Source organism: Actinomadura coerulea, from assembly GCF_014208105.1.
GTDB lineage: Bacteria > Actinomycetota > Actinomycetes > Streptosporangiales > Streptosporangiaceae > Spirillospora > Spirillospora coerulea.
This window is the reverse complement of the sequence record NZ_JACHMQ010000001.1, coordinates 8,162,671-8,176,343: the sequence shown is the minus strand read 5'-3', so window position 1 is coordinate 8,176,343 and position 13,673 is coordinate 8,162,671. Positions and strand designations below refer to the sequence as shown.

13 protein-coding genes are annotated in these 13,673 nt (G+C 72.9%); 3 read left to right on the top strand and 10 right to left on the bottom strand.

The window, feature by feature from the left end:
• Genes BKA00_RS38055 through hutH form a run of 3 tightly spaced genes read right to left on the bottom strand, consistent with a single transcriptional unit; the run spans position 1 to position 4,407 of the window.
• On the bottom strand, positions 1-1,200 hold the full coding sequence (locus tag BKA00_RS38055) for an allantoate amidohydrolase (RefSeq protein ID WP_185033441.1): 1,200 nt from the start codon (positions 1,198-1,200) through the stop codon (positions 1-3).
• Positions 1,197-2,852 (bottom strand): urocanate hydratase, encoded by a 1,656-nt coding sequence (gene hutU / locus BKA00_RS38050; RefSeq protein ID WP_185033439.1) that lies wholly within the window; start codon positions 2,850-2,852, stop codon positions 1,197-1,199. Before hutU ends, BKA00_RS38055 begins: the two co-directional genes overlap by 4 nt.
• Positions 2,853-2,862: 10 nt before the next feature.
• On the bottom strand, positions 2,863-4,407 hold the full coding sequence (hutH, locus tag BKA00_RS38045) for a histidine ammonia-lyase (RefSeq protein WP_185033437.1): 1,545 nt from the start codon (positions 4,405-4,407) through the stop codon (positions 2,863-2,865).
• Between the two features lie 92 nt (positions 4,408-4,499).
• Here hutH and BKA00_RS38040 point away from each other — a divergent pair, with 92 nt between their 5' ends.
• Complete coding sequence (locus BKA00_RS38040) at positions 4,500-5,261, top strand: IclR family transcriptional regulator (protein WP_185033436.1); 762 nt, start codon at positions 4,500-4,502, stop codon at positions 5,259-5,261.
• 3 nt (positions 5,262-5,264) lie between these two features.
• Here BKA00_RS38040 and BKA00_RS38035 read toward each other — a convergent pair whose 3' ends face one another.
• From BKA00_RS38035 to BKA00_RS38025, 3 genes are all read right to left on the bottom strand, one after another.
• On the bottom strand, positions 5,265-6,326 hold the full coding sequence (locus tag BKA00_RS38035) for an SDR family oxidoreductase (protein WP_185033434.1): 1,062 nt from the start codon (positions 6,324-6,326) through the stop codon (positions 5,265-5,267).
• Positions 6,327-6,371: 45 nt separating this feature from the next.
• Positions 6,372-7,001 (bottom strand): hypothetical protein, encoded by a 630-nt coding sequence (locus BKA00_RS38030; protein WP_185033432.1) that lies wholly within the window; start codon positions 6,999-7,001, stop codon positions 6,372-6,374.
• Positions 7,002-7,289: 288 nt separating this feature from the next.
• Positions 7,290-7,859 (bottom strand): GNAT family N-acetyltransferase, encoded by a 570-nt coding sequence (locus BKA00_RS38025; protein ID WP_230298755.1) that lies wholly within the window; start codon positions 7,857-7,859, stop codon positions 7,290-7,292.
• Positions 7,860-8,035: 176 nt separating this feature from the next.
• On the opposite strand from BKA00_RS38025, the gene BKA00_RS38020 reads away from it, so the two are divergent.
• Both BKA00_RS38020 and BKA00_RS38015 read left to right on the top strand, forming a co-directional pair.
• Positions 8,036-8,845 carry an SAM-dependent methyltransferase gene (locus tag BKA00_RS38020; protein ID WP_185033428.1) on the top strand — a complete coding sequence of 270 codons (810 nt, stop codon included), beginning with the start codon at positions 8,036-8,038 and terminating at the stop codon, positions 8,843-8,845.
• Complete coding sequence (locus tag BKA00_RS38015; protein WP_185033426.1) at positions 8,845-10,029, top strand: cytochrome P450 family protein; 1,185 nt, start codon at positions 8,845-8,847, stop codon at positions 10,027-10,029. Before BKA00_RS38020 ends, BKA00_RS38015 begins: the two co-directional genes overlap by 1 nt.
• Before the next feature lie 186 nt (positions 10,030-10,215).
• Here BKA00_RS38015 and BKA00_RS38010 read toward each other — a convergent pair whose 3' ends face one another.
• From BKA00_RS38010 to BKA00_RS37995, 4 genes are read right to left on the bottom strand one after another with little or no spacing between them, the layout of a single operon-like run.
• Positions 10,216-11,139: an ABC transporter substrate-binding protein gene (locus BKA00_RS38010; RefSeq protein ID WP_185033424.1), complete on the bottom strand. Its 924-nt coding sequence runs from the start codon at positions 11,137-11,139 to the stop codon at positions 10,216-10,218.
• A gap of 17 nt (positions 11,140-11,156) precedes the next feature.
• A complete protein-coding gene (locus BKA00_RS38005; protein ID WP_185033422.1) occupies positions 11,157-11,843 on the bottom strand; it encodes an ABC transporter permease in 687 nt (228 codons plus the stop codon).
• Complete coding sequence (locus BKA00_RS38000) at positions 11,840-12,487, bottom strand: ABC transporter permease (protein WP_185033420.1); 648 nt, start codon at positions 12,485-12,487, stop codon at positions 11,840-11,842. Before BKA00_RS38000 ends, BKA00_RS38005 begins: the two co-directional genes overlap by 4 nt.
• The gene (locus BKA00_RS37995) at positions 12,487-13,638 is read right to left on the bottom strand and encodes an ABC transporter ATP-binding protein (RefSeq protein ID WP_185033417.1); all 1,152 of its coding nucleotides are present in this window, start codon (positions 13,636-13,638) and stop codon (positions 12,487-12,489) included. Before BKA00_RS37995 ends, BKA00_RS38000 begins: the two co-directional genes overlap by 1 nt.
• Between the last annotated feature and the right edge of the window lie 35 nt (positions 13,639-13,673).

Below are 13,673 nucleotides of genomic sequence, written 5' to 3'. Positions count from 1 at the left end.
CTACCCGCGCGCCAGGTCGTCCAGTACCGCGGCGAGGGCCTCGACTCCGGCCAGGCGGTCGGCCGGCTCGGCGAACTCCTCGGGCGCGTGCGACACCCCGGTCGGGTTCCGCACGAACAGCATCGCGGCCGGCAGCCGCGCCGACAGGACGCCCGCGTCGTGGCCCGCGCCCGTCGGCAGGACGGGGACGCCGCCGAGCACCGAGCGGACCCGGTCGCGCAGCGCCAGGTTGAAGTCGACGATCTCGGTGTAGGACTCCTCGGCGAGGTCGACGCTCACGCGGTGCGGGCGCGCCGCGATCCGCGCGGCCTCGTCGACCTCCAGCACGGTCCGGCGGACGGCGTCGTCGGCGGGGCCCCGGGCGTCCAGCCAGGCGGTGACCGCCGACGGGATCGCGTTGACGCCGTTCGGCTCGACGCGGACCTTCCCGACCGTCGCGACGGTCCCGTTGCGCTCGGCGGCCTCCCGCGCGGCGATGACCATGTGCGCGAACGGCAGCATCGGGTCGCGCCGGTCGGGCAGCCCGGTCGTCCCGGCGTGGTTGCCCTCGCCCGCGAAGTCGAACCGCCACCGGCCGTGCGGCACGATCGCGCTCGCGACGCCGACCGGCTCCTCCAGCGCCCGGCCCTGCTCGACGTGGAGCTCGACGTAGCAGGCGATCCGGCCGAGCAGGTCCTCGTCCGGGCCGATCGCGTGCGGGTCCAGCCCCGCGTTGTGGACGACCTCGGCGAAGGTGTGCCCGTCGGCGTCGGTGAGGCCGCGGGCCCGGGCCGGGTCGATCGCCCCGGCCAGCAGCCGGGAGCCGAGGCACGCGACCCCGAACCGCGCGCCCTCCTCCTCGGCGAACGCCCCGATCCCGATCGGGCGGGCCGGCCGGACGCCGCGCTCGCGGAGCAGGTCGACCGCCGCGAACGCCGACACGATGCCGAGCGGCCCGTCGAACGCTCCCCCGCCGGGCACGGAGTCGAGGTGGCTGCCGGTCAGGACGGCGCCCGTGCGGGTTCCGTCCTCCGGGTACCACCAGGCGACCATGTTCCCGTTGGGGTCGTGTTCGAGGCCGAGGCCGCGGCGGCGCGCCTCGTCGGCGAACCAGGCGCGGCACTCCAGCTCCGGCGGCGTCCACGCGAACCGGTGGTAGCCGCCGGTCGCCGCGTCCCGCCCGACGGGCAGCAGCTCGGCCCACATCTCCTCGAAGCTCATGGCCGCATCGGGACGCGCACGCCGCGCTCGTCGGCGACCTCGGCGGCCCGCTCGTAGCCGGCGTCGACGTGCCGCATGACGCCGGTGCCGGGGTCGTTGGTCAGGACGCGCCGCAGCTTCTCCCCGGCGAGGGCCGTCCCGTCGGCGACGCAGACCTGGCCGGCGTGGACGGAGCGTCCGATGCCGACCCCGCCGCCGTGGTGGATGGACACCCACGTCGCGCCGGAGGCGGTGTTGAGCATGGCGTTCAGCAGCGGCCAGTCGGCGATCGCGTCGGACCCGTCCTTCATGCCCTCGGTCTCCCGGTACGGGCTGGCGACCGACCCGCAGTCGAGGTGGTCGCGGCCGAGCACGATCGGCGCGCTGATCTCGCCGCGCGCGACCAGGTCGTTGAACACCTCGCCCGCCCTGTCGCGCTCGCCGTAGCCGAGCCAGCAGATCCGCGACGGCAGGCCCTGGAAGTGGACCTTCTCCTGCGCCATCCGGATCCACCGGGTCAGCGGCTCGTTGTCGGGGAACAGGTCGAGGATCGCCTGGTCGGTGCGGGCGATGTCCTTCGGGTCGCCCGACAGCGCCGCCCACCGGAACGGCCCCTTGCCCTCGCAGAACAGCGGCCGGATGTAGGCGGGCACGAACCCGGGGAACGCGAACGCGCGCGCGTACCCGGCGAGCTGCGCCTCGCCCCGGATGGAGTTGCCGTAGTCGAACACCTCGGCGCCCGCGTCCTGGAAGCCGACCATGGCCTCGACGTGGACGGCCATCGACGCGCGGGCCTTGGCGATGAAACCGTCGCGGTCCTTGTCGCGTTCGGCGGCCATGTCCTCGAACGCGACGCCCTGCGGCAGGTAGGCGAGCGGGTCGTGCGCGCTGGTCTGGTCGGTGACGATGTCGATCGGGGCGCCGCGCCGCAGCAGTTCGGGGACGATGTCGGCGGCGTTGCCCAGCACCGCGATCGACAGCGGCCTGCGTGCGGCCTTCGCCTCCTCGGCGAGCCGCAGCGCCTCGTCCAGCGAGCCGGCCCGCACGTCGCAGTAGCGGTGCTCGACCCGCCGCTCGATCCGGGACGGGTCGCACTCGACGCAGATCGCGACGCCGCCGTTCATCGTGACGGCGAGGGGCTGCGCGCCGCCCATCCCGCCGAGTCCGGCGGTCAGGGTGATCGTCCCGGCGAGGGTGCCGCCGAACCGCTTCTCGGCGACGGCGGCGAACGTCTCGTAGGTGCCCTGGAGGATCCCCTGCGTCCCGATGTAGATCCACGACCCGGCGGTCATCTGCCCGAACATCGTCAGGCCGAGCGACTCCAGGCGGCGGAACTCCTCCCACGTGCCCCACTGCGGGACGAGGTTGGAGTTCGCGATGAGCACGCGCGGCGCCCACTCGTGCGTCTGGAAGATCCCGACCGGCTTGCCGGACTGGACGAGCAGCGTCTCGTCCCCCTCCAGGTCGGACAGCGACCGGATGATGCCGTCGAAGGCGTCCCAGTTCCGGGCCGCCTTCCCGGACCCGCCGTAGACGACCAGCTCGTCCGGGTGCTCGGCGACCTCGGGGTCGAGGTTGTTCTGGATCATGCGCAGGGCGGCCTCCTGCGGCCACCCCTTGGCGGCGGTCAGCGAGGTGCCGCGCGGCGCGCGGACGGGACGGGGACCGGACATGTGGGACTCCTTAGGAGAGCGGGCCGGTGACGGCCTCGGCGGCGGCGACCAGTGAGCCGTCCCGGACCAGCGCGGTCGCGGCGGCGATCTCGGGGGCGAGGTAGCGGTCCGGGCCGGGCGGCGGGACGGCCTCGCGGAGCCGGGCGACCACGGAGGCGGTGGCCGGGCCCGGAAGCAGCGGGGTGCGCAGCTCCAGCGCCCGCGCGGCGGTGAGGATCTCGACGGCGACCACCTGGGCGAGGCCGTCCACGGCGCGGCGCAGCTTGCGGGCCGCGCTCCACCCCATCGAGACGTGGTCCTCCTGCATGGCCGAGCTCGGGATCGAGTCGGCGCTCGCGGGCACGGCGAGGCGCTTGAGCTCCGACACGATCGCGGCCTGCGTGTACTGGGCGATCATGTGGCCGGAGTCGACGCCCGGGTCGTCGGCGAGGAAGGCGGGCAGCCCGGCGGAGCGCCCCTTGTCGAGCATCCGGTCGGTGCGGCGCTCGGACATCGAGGCGACGTCGGCCGCCGGGACGGCGAGGAAGTCCAGCACGTAGGCGACGGGGGCGCCGTGGAAGTTGCCGTTCGACTCGACCCGGCCGTCCGGGAGGACGACGGGGTTGTCCACGGCGGACGCGAGCTCCCGTCCCGCCACGAGCTCGGCGTGCGCGAGCGTGTCGCGGGCGGCGCCGTGCACCTGCGGTGCGCAGCGCAGGGAGTAGGCGTCCTGCACGCGGGTGCAGTCGGGGCCCCGGTGCGACTCCATGATCTGCGAGTCGGCGAGCAGCGCCCGCAGGTTCGCGGCGGAGGCGGCCTGCCCGGGGTGGGGCCGCAGGTTCTGCAGGTCGGCGGCGAAGACGCGGTCGGTGCCGAGCAGCGCCTCGACGCTCATCGCGGCGGCGAGGTCGGCGGCGGTGAGCAGCCTCCGCAGGTCGTTGACGGCCAGGACAAGCATGCCGAGCATCCCGTCCGTGCCGTTCAGCAGGGCGAGCCCCTCCTTGGCGCCGAGCTTCACCGGCGTGATGCCCGCGTCCCGCAGGGCGTCGGCCGCCGGCCTCAGCTCCCCGGAGGCGTCCCGTACCGACCCCTCGCCGATCAGCGCGAGGGCGACGTGGGCGAGCGGCGCCAGGTCGCCGGAGCAGCCGAGGCTCCCGTACTCGAAGACCTGCGGGGTGATGCCGGCGTTGAGCAGGGCGGCCAGGGTCCTGGCGGTGACCGGCTGGACGCCGGTCCGTCCCGTGGCGAGCGTGCGCAGCCGGAGCAGCATCAGCGCCCGGACGACCTCCCGCTCGACCTCGGCCCCCGACCCCGCCGCGTGCGACCGGACGATGTTCAGCTGGAGCTGCGCCCGCAGTTCGGGCGCGATGTGCCGGGTGGCGAGCGCCCCGAAGCCCGTCGAGACGCCGTAGACCGGCGTCGGGCGCGCCGACAGCTCCTCGATGTGGGCCCGCGCCTCACCGATCAGCTTCAGCGCCCCGTCGGACAGCGCGACCTTGGCGCCGTCCCGCGCCACCGCCGCGACCTGCTCCAACGCGAGCGGTTCCGGCCCGACCTCGACCCCTGCGTCCCCCATACCAAAACCCATACCCACCATTGGAGCGCTTCCGGGGCCGCGTCCCCAGCCCCGGACCGCGCTCTGTGTCTCGGATACGAGACACTCGGAGCATGAGCCAGGTCCCCGCCGCCCGCCGCGCCCTCGCGGTGCTGCGCCTCCTGGCGGCCGCGCCCGGCCCCCTGCCCGCCTCGGCGATCGCCCGCGACCTCGGCATTCCCCGCTCCAGCGCGTACCACCTGCTGACCGTGATGGCCGAGGACGGCTTCGTCACCTCCATTCCCGAGGAGCGCCGGTGGGGCCTCGGCGTCGCCGCCTTCGAGATCGGCTCCGCCTACCTGCGCCACGAGCCCCTGGAGCGCCTGGCCCGCCCCCTGCTGCGCCGCCTGGTCGACCGCGTGGGCGAGATCGCGCAGCTCGGCGTCCTGCACGGCGCCGAGACCCTCTACCTGCTGAAGGAGCAGCCGCCCCGGCACGCCACCCTGGTCACCGACGTCGGCGTCCGGATGCCCGCCCAGCTCACCGCGAGCGGCCGCTCGATCCTGGCCTACCTGCCTTCCGCGCAGGTCAGGGCCCTGTTCCCCGGCCGCTTCGTGGACCGCACCGGGCGTGGCCCCTCCACCCTGCGCGACCTGCGCCGCACCCTCGCCGAGGACGCGCGCCGCGGCTGGGCGGTCGAGGACGGCCACATCACCGAGGGCTTCACGAGCATCGCCGCCTGCGCCTTCGACCACACCGGCCGCCCCACCGCCGCGATCACGGTGACGTTCCGCCGCGAGGACCACCCCGAACCGGCGTGGCCCGCGGTGGCGGCCCAGGTGCGCGCCACGGCGGCCGCCCTCACGACCCGCCTGACCGGCCGGCCCCCGTCCTGACCGCTAGGCCCCGAAGCGGTCGGCGACCAGCCGGTCGGCCCAGCGGCGGAGCGCGTCCTCCACCGGCGGATGGCTCAGGCCCGCCTCCTTGGCCAGCGCGTCGGCCGAGGAGGTGTCGTAGCGCTCCTCCGACAGGAAGGAGAGCGTCTCGGGCTCGACCCCCGTGAGCGCGCGCGGCAGCCGCCGCACGAGCCCGACCGGCAGTGTCGCCCGGGGCGGACGCACACCGAGGTGCCGCGCCAGAAGCCCGACCAGCTCGGGCAGGTGGGGCGTCGCATCGTCCAGGACCCAGTGAGCACGGTAGGGCCCCTCGTCGTACTCGGGGACGGCGGCCATGAAGCGGGCAAGGTGGTCGATGGTGACCACGGGCACGAACGTGCGCCGCGACCCGGCCAGCGCGGGCAGGCGCCCGGCCCGGAGATCCCGCACCGTCTCGGCGAGCCCGATGTACTGCCCGGCCTCCCCGGTGACCGAGTGCCCGATCACGGTCGCCGGATGCACCGCGGTGAGAGGCACGCCCTCCTCTTCCGCGACCGCGCGTACGGCGGCGTCACCTTCGAGCTTGGACGCCTCGTACGCGCCGAGCCGCCGGTACAGCGCGTCCAGTTCCCTCGCGGGCGCAGGATGGGCGAGCCTCCCGTCGGAGGCCACCCGATACCCGGACACGTGGACGAGACGCCGCAGCCGGGGAAGCGCGGCGGCCCACCGCACGACGTTCACGGCACCGTCGACGTTCGCCCGCCGCGCCTCCTCCCGTCCCAGGCCGAACCGGAACAGCGCGGCGGCGTTGAAGACGTCCCGCACGGCCTCCAGCCGGTCGCGGTCCTCGTCGTCCAGCCCCAGGTCCGGCCGCGTGATGTCGGCGCCGACGACCAGCAGCCCCTGGTCGTCGACGCCGTGCTCCCGCAGCCATCCCCGCAGCTCACCGCCGCGTCCGCTCCCGCCCCGGACGGCCACGGCGACCGTCCGCCCCCGGTTCAGCAGCTCCGCCGCCAGCCACCGCCCGACGAACCCCGCGCCCCCGACGACCAGGGCACCGCCGGTCTCACCCTCACTGAACGTCATGCGAGAGAAACTAGACCGGTCTACCTATTTTGTCGAGCGCGCGGGTCAGCGCTTCTTCTTGGGGGTGACGCTGAGGCGGTGGTCGAGCTTCCAGAAGTAGAGCGCCTTGCCCTTGCCCACGTACACGTCACGCAGGCCGACGCACTGGCTGCGCCCCATCCCGGACAGGTCGGCCATCCACGTGCCGGTCGGCTCGTACACGTCGAACTGGTAGATCTTGTAGACCCGGCCGATGTCGAGCCGGTAGTGCTTCTTCTCCGGCAACGTCGGCGTGTACCCGAGGCTCCTCTGCCACTGCTTGTTGGCCTGGTACCCGAGGGTGGCGTTGATGCTCTCGGCCGTGGCGCCGTAGGAGATGGTGACCGTGTGCCCCACCGTGTACGAGGTCGCGGCGTTCATGGTGCCGGGGCCCCAGCCCGAGACGGTCCACGGGTCCTGGTTCTCCCAGCGGGTCCAGGTCCCGGCGAAGTGCCGCTTCCCGCGCGCGACCCGTTTGTCGGTGCACTTCTGGCCCTTCTTCTGCGCCGACCCCGTTCCCGGCTGCGCGCCGAATTCCTTCTTCGCCGCGACACTCGTGGTCGACCTGGCGTCCCCGCCGGACGCCCACGTGGTCCCCACCACGGCCGCCGTGCCGAGAACGGCCACACCTGCGAGCGTCAGCCCTGCCTTCTTCATTTAAGAAACCCCTCTGAGACCCGGCCCATCCCTTGGGCCGCACGGGCCATTCTTCGGAGAAAGCCCATCCCGGAATCAGGGCCCTAGGACCCCAACCTCCCAAGGCTCGGGCCCTACCGCCCTCGAAGCCGGCGGGCAGGGCTGAACAGGTCAGCATGTCGCCCCCCGCAGGCGGCACCAAGGCTCGGCAGGGATCACGGTCTGTCATGGAAGCGGCTTCCGGCGAATGATCGTGTCGGGCCACCGGGTCCAGAGGCCGGGGAGTGCCATCATTCCCGGCGGAAATCCTCAGGTCGAGGACTCCTGGCGGCGGGCCCAGTCGGCGCGGAGGAGTTCGTATTCGACCTCGCCGTGGTCGGTGCCGGGAATGGGGTCGTCCCAATGCCGGTGGAAGGTGCGCAGGTAAACCAGGCCGGACTTCTCCATGACGCGGCGGGAGGCGGCGTTGACGGCCATGGTCTGAGCGAAGACGCGGTGGACGCCGAGGTCGGTGAACGCCTTGGCGATCAGGGCGCGGGACGCCTCGGTGGCGTATCCCCGGCCCCAACTGGCCGCGCGCAGGCAGTAGCCGAGTTCGCCCTGCCGGACGTCGCGGCCGTCGCCCGGTTCGAGGGCGAGCCAGCCGATGAAGTCGCCGGTGGAGCGCTCGACCGCGGCCCAGCGGCTGAGCGGTCCCCGCTCGTACCAGTCGAGGATCCTGGCGAGGGTCTGGTCCCTCAGGTGGGCGCGCGGGGTGGGCCTGCCGCCGGTCAGGAACCGCATGACCTCGGGGTCGCCGTCGAGCTCGACCAGGTTCTCCAGGTCGTCCTCGGTGAAGCGCCGCAGCAGCAGCCGATCGGTGGTGAGAAATACCTGCACGGAACCGAGTCCTCCGATTCGCCGGCGAAGACGGCCACGGCGTGGCCGTCCCATCCGATGGGCGTTCCCTCCTTGGAACGGTCCTTATTAGACCGGTAGTCGCGAATGATCGAAATCGTCCGGGTTTCCTCCCTACAATCTCATCCGATCGGATACCCGGACAGGGAGGTCCGTCCGTGAGTGGTGAGCACCGTCCCGAGTGGGGGGTCGATTCCGAGACGCCCAGCGTGGCCCGGATGTACGACTACTACCTCGGTGGCAAGGACAACTTCGCGGCGGATCGCGAGGCCGCCGACCAGGTGGTGGCCGCGATGCCGAACGTGCTGGAGTTCACCCGCGCCAACCGCGGGCTGCTCTCGCGCGCCGTGACGATGATGGCCGACCGCGGCATCCGGCAGTTCCTCGACATCGGCTCCGGGCTCCCGACGCAGGAGAACGTGCACCAGGTGGCCCAGCGCGCGGCCCCCGGCTCCACCGTCATCTACGTCGACAACGACCCGATCGTGCTCACGCACGCGCGGGCGCTGCTGGCCGACAACCCGCTGACCACGGTCATCCAGGCCGACTTACGCGAGCCGGAGAGCATTCTGAACGACCCCGAGGTGAAGGCCCGGATCGACTTCGACCGGCCGGTGGGCCTGCTGTTGCTGGCCATCCTGCACTTCATCCCGGACGAGGCGCGCCCGGCGGAGATCGTGGCGAGGCTCCGCGCGCCGCTGGTCCCCGGCAGCTGCGTGGCCATCACGCACGGCCACCGCGGCGAGGTCCCGGCGCTGGTCGAGGAGCAGGTCCGGGGCGCCTACGGCAGGACGGGGGCGGGCGACATCATTCCGCGCGGGATCGACGAGGTCATGACGTTCTTCGAGGGCACCGAGCTGCTCGGCCCCGGCCTGGTCCAGGTGGCCGACTGGCGGGCGGACGCCGAGCCGTCCCCGCCCGACATGTCGCGGCCGGGCTTCCTCGCCGGCGTCGGAAGGGTGAAGTGATGCTGCCGACCAATCTGCTGTTCGGCCGGGCGTTCAGCGAGGACCCGTACGCCGTGTACGCCGAGCTGCGGGCGGCAGGGCCCGTCCATCGGATCGACTTCCCTCCGGGGGCCGCGGCCTTCCTCGTCGTCGACCACGAGCACGGCCGCGCGGCGCTGAGCGATCCGCGCCTGTCCAAGGACACCGCGTACAGCGCGGTGTCCGTGAACGCCGAGCTGTTCTTCGGCGGCACGATGCTCGGGATGGACCCGCCCGACCACACCCGGATGCGCGGGCTGGTGGCCAGGGCGTTCACCGCCCGGCGGGTGGAGCGGCTGCGCCCCCGCGTCCAGGAGATCGCCGACGGGCTGCTGGACGGCGTCGCGGCCCGCGGCGGGGGCGACCTCATCGAGGACTTCGCCGTCCCGCTGCCGATCCAGGTCATCTGCGAGCTGCTCGGCGTCCCGGCGCGCGACCGGGACCGGTTCCGCGAGTGGACGGCCGTGCTGACCGTGCCGGCGCTCACCGCCGAGGCCCGCGAGCGCCGCCGCGAGGCGGCCAGGGCGTTCAACGACTACCTGCTCGGCGTCATCGCCGAGCGGCGGGCCGAGCCCGAGGACGACCTGGTCAGCGCCCTGATCAGCGCCCGCGACGGGGACGCGGCCCTGACCGGGGCGCAGATGCTCGGCACCATCGCACTGCTGCTCATCGCCGGGCACGAGACCACCGTCAACCTCATCGGCAACGGCGTGCTCGCCCTGCTCCAGGCGCCCGGGCAGCTCGAACTGCTGCGGGCGCGGCCCGAGCTGCTGCCGTCCGCGGTCGAGGAGCTGCTGCGGTTCGACGGCCCGGTGGAACGGGCGAGCCAGCGCATCGCCCTGGAGGACATGGAGATCGCCGGAACGCCCGTCCCCAAGGGCGCCTGGGTGCACGTCTCGCTCGGCGCCGCCGACCGGGACCCCGCCGTCTTCGAGGACCCCGACCGGCTGGAGGTGGCCCGCGCCCCCAAGGGCCACGTCGCCTTCGGCCACGGCCCGCACTTCTGCCTCGGCGCCCCGCTGGCCCGGCTGGAGGGGCAGATCGCCATCGGCGGCCTGCTGGACCGCTTCCCCGATCTCACCCTCGCCGCGCCGGCGGACGAGCTGCGCCACCACCGCACCGGCTCGATCGTCCGCGGCCTGGTCTCGCTGCCCGTGCGCGTCTGAGCGCCGTCCCGTCAGCCGTCGAGCCGGCGGTCGTCCCTGTGCGCGGCGTGGAAGTCGGCCTGGCGGGCCATGATCGTGCGCATCGAGGTGCCGCGGGGGACGCCGTAGACGAGGACGACGGCCCCGCCCCGGACGGCGAACGGCCGAGCCCCGGGGGGACTCGGCCGTCGGCGGCGTGCGGGGGGGTCAGGCGAGGCCGGACTTCTTCAGCCACTCCTCGGCGACCTTCTCCTGGTCGTCCTTGTCGATGGCGACGCGCTTCATCATGTCCAGGAGGTCCTGGGTGGTGAGCTTGGCGGAGACGCCGTTCAGCGCCGCCCTGGCCTTCTCGTCCACCGCCTTCGTGTTGACCAGCGGCGTGACGTTCTGGGCGGAGAAGACGTTCTCCGGGTCCTCCAGGACGACGAGCTTGTTCTGCTGGATCGTCGGGTCGGTGGTGAACAGGTCGGCGGCCTGGACCTTGTTCTCGGTGAGCAGTTTCACCAGGGTGGCCTGGGCGCCGGCGTCGAACGGCTGGAACTTCTTGAAGTCCAGGCCGTAGACCTTCTTGAGGCCGACGAGGCCCTGCTGGCGGGTCTTGAACTCCGAGGGCCCGGCGATGACGAGGTCCTTGGCGACCGGCTTGAGGTCGGCGATGGACTTCAGGTTGTACTTGGCGGCCGTCTGCGGGTTGACGGTGACCGAGTCCTTGTCCTCGGCCTTCGCCGAGTCGAGGATCTCGACGCCGGCGGGCAGCTTGGCCTTGAGCGCGGCGTTGATCTCGTCGGTGGTGGCGGCCGTGCTGGTCTTGTCGACCGAGGTGGTGAGCAGGGCGCCGTTGTACTCGGGCATCACGCTGATGCCGCCCTTGACGACCTGGTCGTAGTAGATCTCGCGGGCGCCGATGTTGAACTTGCGGGTGACCTTGACGCCCTTGGCCTCCAGCGCCTGCGCGTACAGCTCGCCGAGCAGGTTGCTCTCGGGGAAGTTCGCGCCGCCGACGGTGACGGTGCCGTTCCCGCCTCCTCCGGAGAGCGGGTTGCCGTCGTCTCCGGAGTCGCCGCTGCCGCAGGCGGACAGTGACAGGGCGGCCACGAGGCCGACGACCGCGCCCCTGATGAGTTTGTTCATGTGCTCTTCCTTCGGTGTCAGGAGGATCGGGCGGAGCCGAGCAGGCCCGGGGAGAGGAGGAGGCGGCGCAGTGCCGCGAAGGCCGCCTGGACGATCAGCGCGAGCAGCACCACCAGGACGGTGCCCCCGACGACGAGCTGGTAGTCGTTGCGGGCCAGGCCGTCGATGATGTAGCGGCCGAGCCCGCCGAAGCCGGGGTAGGCGGCGATGGTGGCGGTGGCGACGACCTGGATCGCGGACGTGCGCATCCCCAGCAGGATGAGGGGCAGCGCCATCGGCAACTCGACCCGCCACAGTACGCCCCAGCCGGTCATGCCCATGCCGCTGGCCGCGTCCTTGGCGTCGGCGTCGACCCCGCGGATGCCCTCGAAGGTGTTGACCAGGATCGGCGGGACGGCGAGGGCGACGAGCGCGACGAGCACCGGCGTGATGCTGTACTCGATCACCACGACGATCAGCACCAGGCCGAAGGTGGGGACGGCGCGGGCCACGTTCGCCAGGCTGATCGCGAGGAAGCCGCCCCGGCCGGTGTGCCCGACGAGCAGGCCGAGCGCGAGGCCGATGACCGCGGCGCACACCAGAGCCACGCCGCTGTAGTAGACGTGCTGGAGCAGGCGGTGCGGGATGCCGTCGCCGCCGTGCCACTGGGAGGACGTGGTCAGCCACGTCCAGAACAGGTCGATCTGGTTCCACAGCTCGTTCATGAGGTCATCCGGGCTCGGGCCCACGGGGTGAGCAGGCGTTGGACGGTGACCAGGATCGCGTCGGTGACCAAGGCCAGCAGGACGATCAGGACGGTGGCGGCCACGATCTGCGTCTGGAACTGGAGCTGGTAGCCGCGGATGATGTCGTAGCCGAGGCCGCCCTGGCCGATCAGCTGGCCGACGGCGACGAGGCTGATGGAGGAGACGGCGGCGACGCGCGTCCCGGCGATGACGATGGGCACGGCGATCGGCAGCTCGACCTGGAGCAGGCGCCGCAGCGGGCCGAAGCCCATCGCGGTGGCCGCCTGCCGGACGGGGTCGGACACCGACGCCAGCCCGTCCACCACGTTCGGGACGAGCACCGACAGGCTGTACAGGGTCAGCGGGATCATGACCGTGGAGGCGGTCAGCCCGGTGTACTGGATGAAGACCATGAACAGCGCGAGCGACGGGATCGCGTAGAAGATGTTCGAGACCGTCAGCGCCGGCGGGTAGAGCCAGGCCCAGCGGCGGCACAGCATGCCGACCGGCAGCGAGATGACCAGGCCGAACAGCACCGGCAGCAGCGCGAGCCGCAGGTGGATGAGGGCGTGCTCGGTCAGCGTGTCGGTGTGCTCGCCGATCCAGCCCCAGTCGATGTCCATCAGCCGGCGCCTCCGGCGTCGGCCTCCTCGGGCTCGGGCGCGGGCTCGGGCCGCTCACCGGACCCGGCGCCGTGGCGGCCGTGGGTGGGGACGGCGAGCAGGTCGGTCCCGCTGGCGGTCCCGACGACCGCGCCGGTCTCGTCGACGCCGACCGCCAGCCCGGACGGGGACAGCACGGCCGCGTCCAGCGCGGTCCGCACGGAGTCTCCCCCGACCTGGAAGGTGGGTCCGACCGGGGTGAGCTCGGCCTCGCCGAGCTTCCCGGGCGCCTGCGCCGGGCGGGCCCAGCCGAGGGGGCGCCGGTCGTCGTCGACGACGAGCACCCATTCCGTCCCGGCGGCCTCCGCGGCGTCGGTGCCCGCCGCGCGGACCGCGTCGCCGCTCAGCCGCAGGCCGCCCGTCTCGGCGAAGGACAGGGTGCGGATGCCGCGGTTCTGGCCGATGAAGCCGGCGACGAAGTCGTCGGCCGGGTGGGCCAGGATGTTCTCCGGACTGTCGATCTGGACGAGCCTGCCGCCGGTCTGGAACACCGCGATCCGGTCGCCGAGCTTGATGGCCTCGTCGATGTCGTGGGTGACGAACACGATCGTCTTGTGCAGCTCCTCCTGGAGGCGGAGGAACTCGTCCTGCAGCTCGGCGCGCACGACCGGGTCGACGGCGCTGAACGGCTCGTCCATCAGCATGATCGGCGGGTCTGCGGCGAGGGCCCGCGCGACGCCGACGCGCTGCTGCTGGCCGCCCGACAGCTGGAAGGGGTACCGCTTGCCCATCGCGGGGTCGAGCCCGACCCGCTCCATCAGCTCCAGCGCCCGCGCCCGCGCCTTCTTCTTGTTCCAGGACAGCAGGTACGGGACGGTGGCGATGTTGTCGAGGATGGTGCGGTGCGGGAACAGCCCGGCGTGCTGGATCACGTAGCCGATGCCGCGCCGCAGCTCGGCGGGCTTGCGCTCGCGGACGTCCTTCCCGTCGATCAGCACGCGCCCGGACGTCGGCTCGACCATCCGGTTGATGGTCCGCAGCGCGGTGGTCTTGCCGCCGCCGGAGGTGCCGACGAACACGGTGATGCGGCCCGCGGGGCATTCGAGGCTCACGTCGTCGAGCGCGACGGTCCCCCCGGGATAGCGCTTGGTGACACCCTCAAAGGTGATCAACGAATCACGTCCTCGCCGGGCGTCCCGCATGACGC

Coding starts and splice junctions, on each gene's coding strand:
- BKA00_RS38035 (WP_185033434.1), bottom strand. CDS start 6,326: ATGACGTTCAGTGAGGGTGAGACCGGCGGTGCCCTGGTCGTCGGGGGC.
- hutH (WP_185033437.1), bottom strand. CDS start 4,407: ATGGGGGACGCAGGGGTCGAGGTCGGGCCGGAACCGCTCGCGTTGGAG.
- BKA00_RS38030 (WP_185033432.1), bottom strand. CDS start 7,001: ATGAAGAAGGCAGGGCTGACGCTCGCAGGTGTGGCCGTTCTCGGCACG.
- BKA00_RS38010 (WP_185033424.1), bottom strand. CDS start 11,139: ATGAACAAACTCATCAGGGGCGCGGTCGTCGGCCTCGTGGCCGCCCTG.
- BKA00_RS38000 (WP_185033420.1), bottom strand. CDS start 12,487: ATGGACATCGACTGGGGCTGGATCGGCGAGCACACCGACACGCTGACC.
- hutU (WP_185033439.1), bottom strand. CDS start 2,852: ATGTCCGGTCCCCGTCCCGTCCGCGCGCCGCGCGGCACCTCGCTGACC.
- BKA00_RS38055 (WP_185033441.1), bottom strand. CDS start 1,200: ATGAGCTTCGAGGAGATGTGGGCCGAGCTGCTGCCCGTCGGGCGGGAC.
- BKA00_RS38015 (WP_185033426.1), top strand. CDS start 8,845: ATGCTGCCGACCAATCTGCTGTTCGGCCGGGCGTTCAGCGAGGACCCG.
- BKA00_RS38040 (WP_185033436.1), top strand. CDS start 4,500: ATGAGCCAGGTCCCCGCCGCCCGCCGCGCCCTCGCGGTGCTGCGCCTC.
- BKA00_RS38005 (WP_185033422.1), bottom strand. CDS start 11,843: ATGAACGAGCTGTGGAACCAGATCGACCTGTTCTGGACGTGGCTGACC.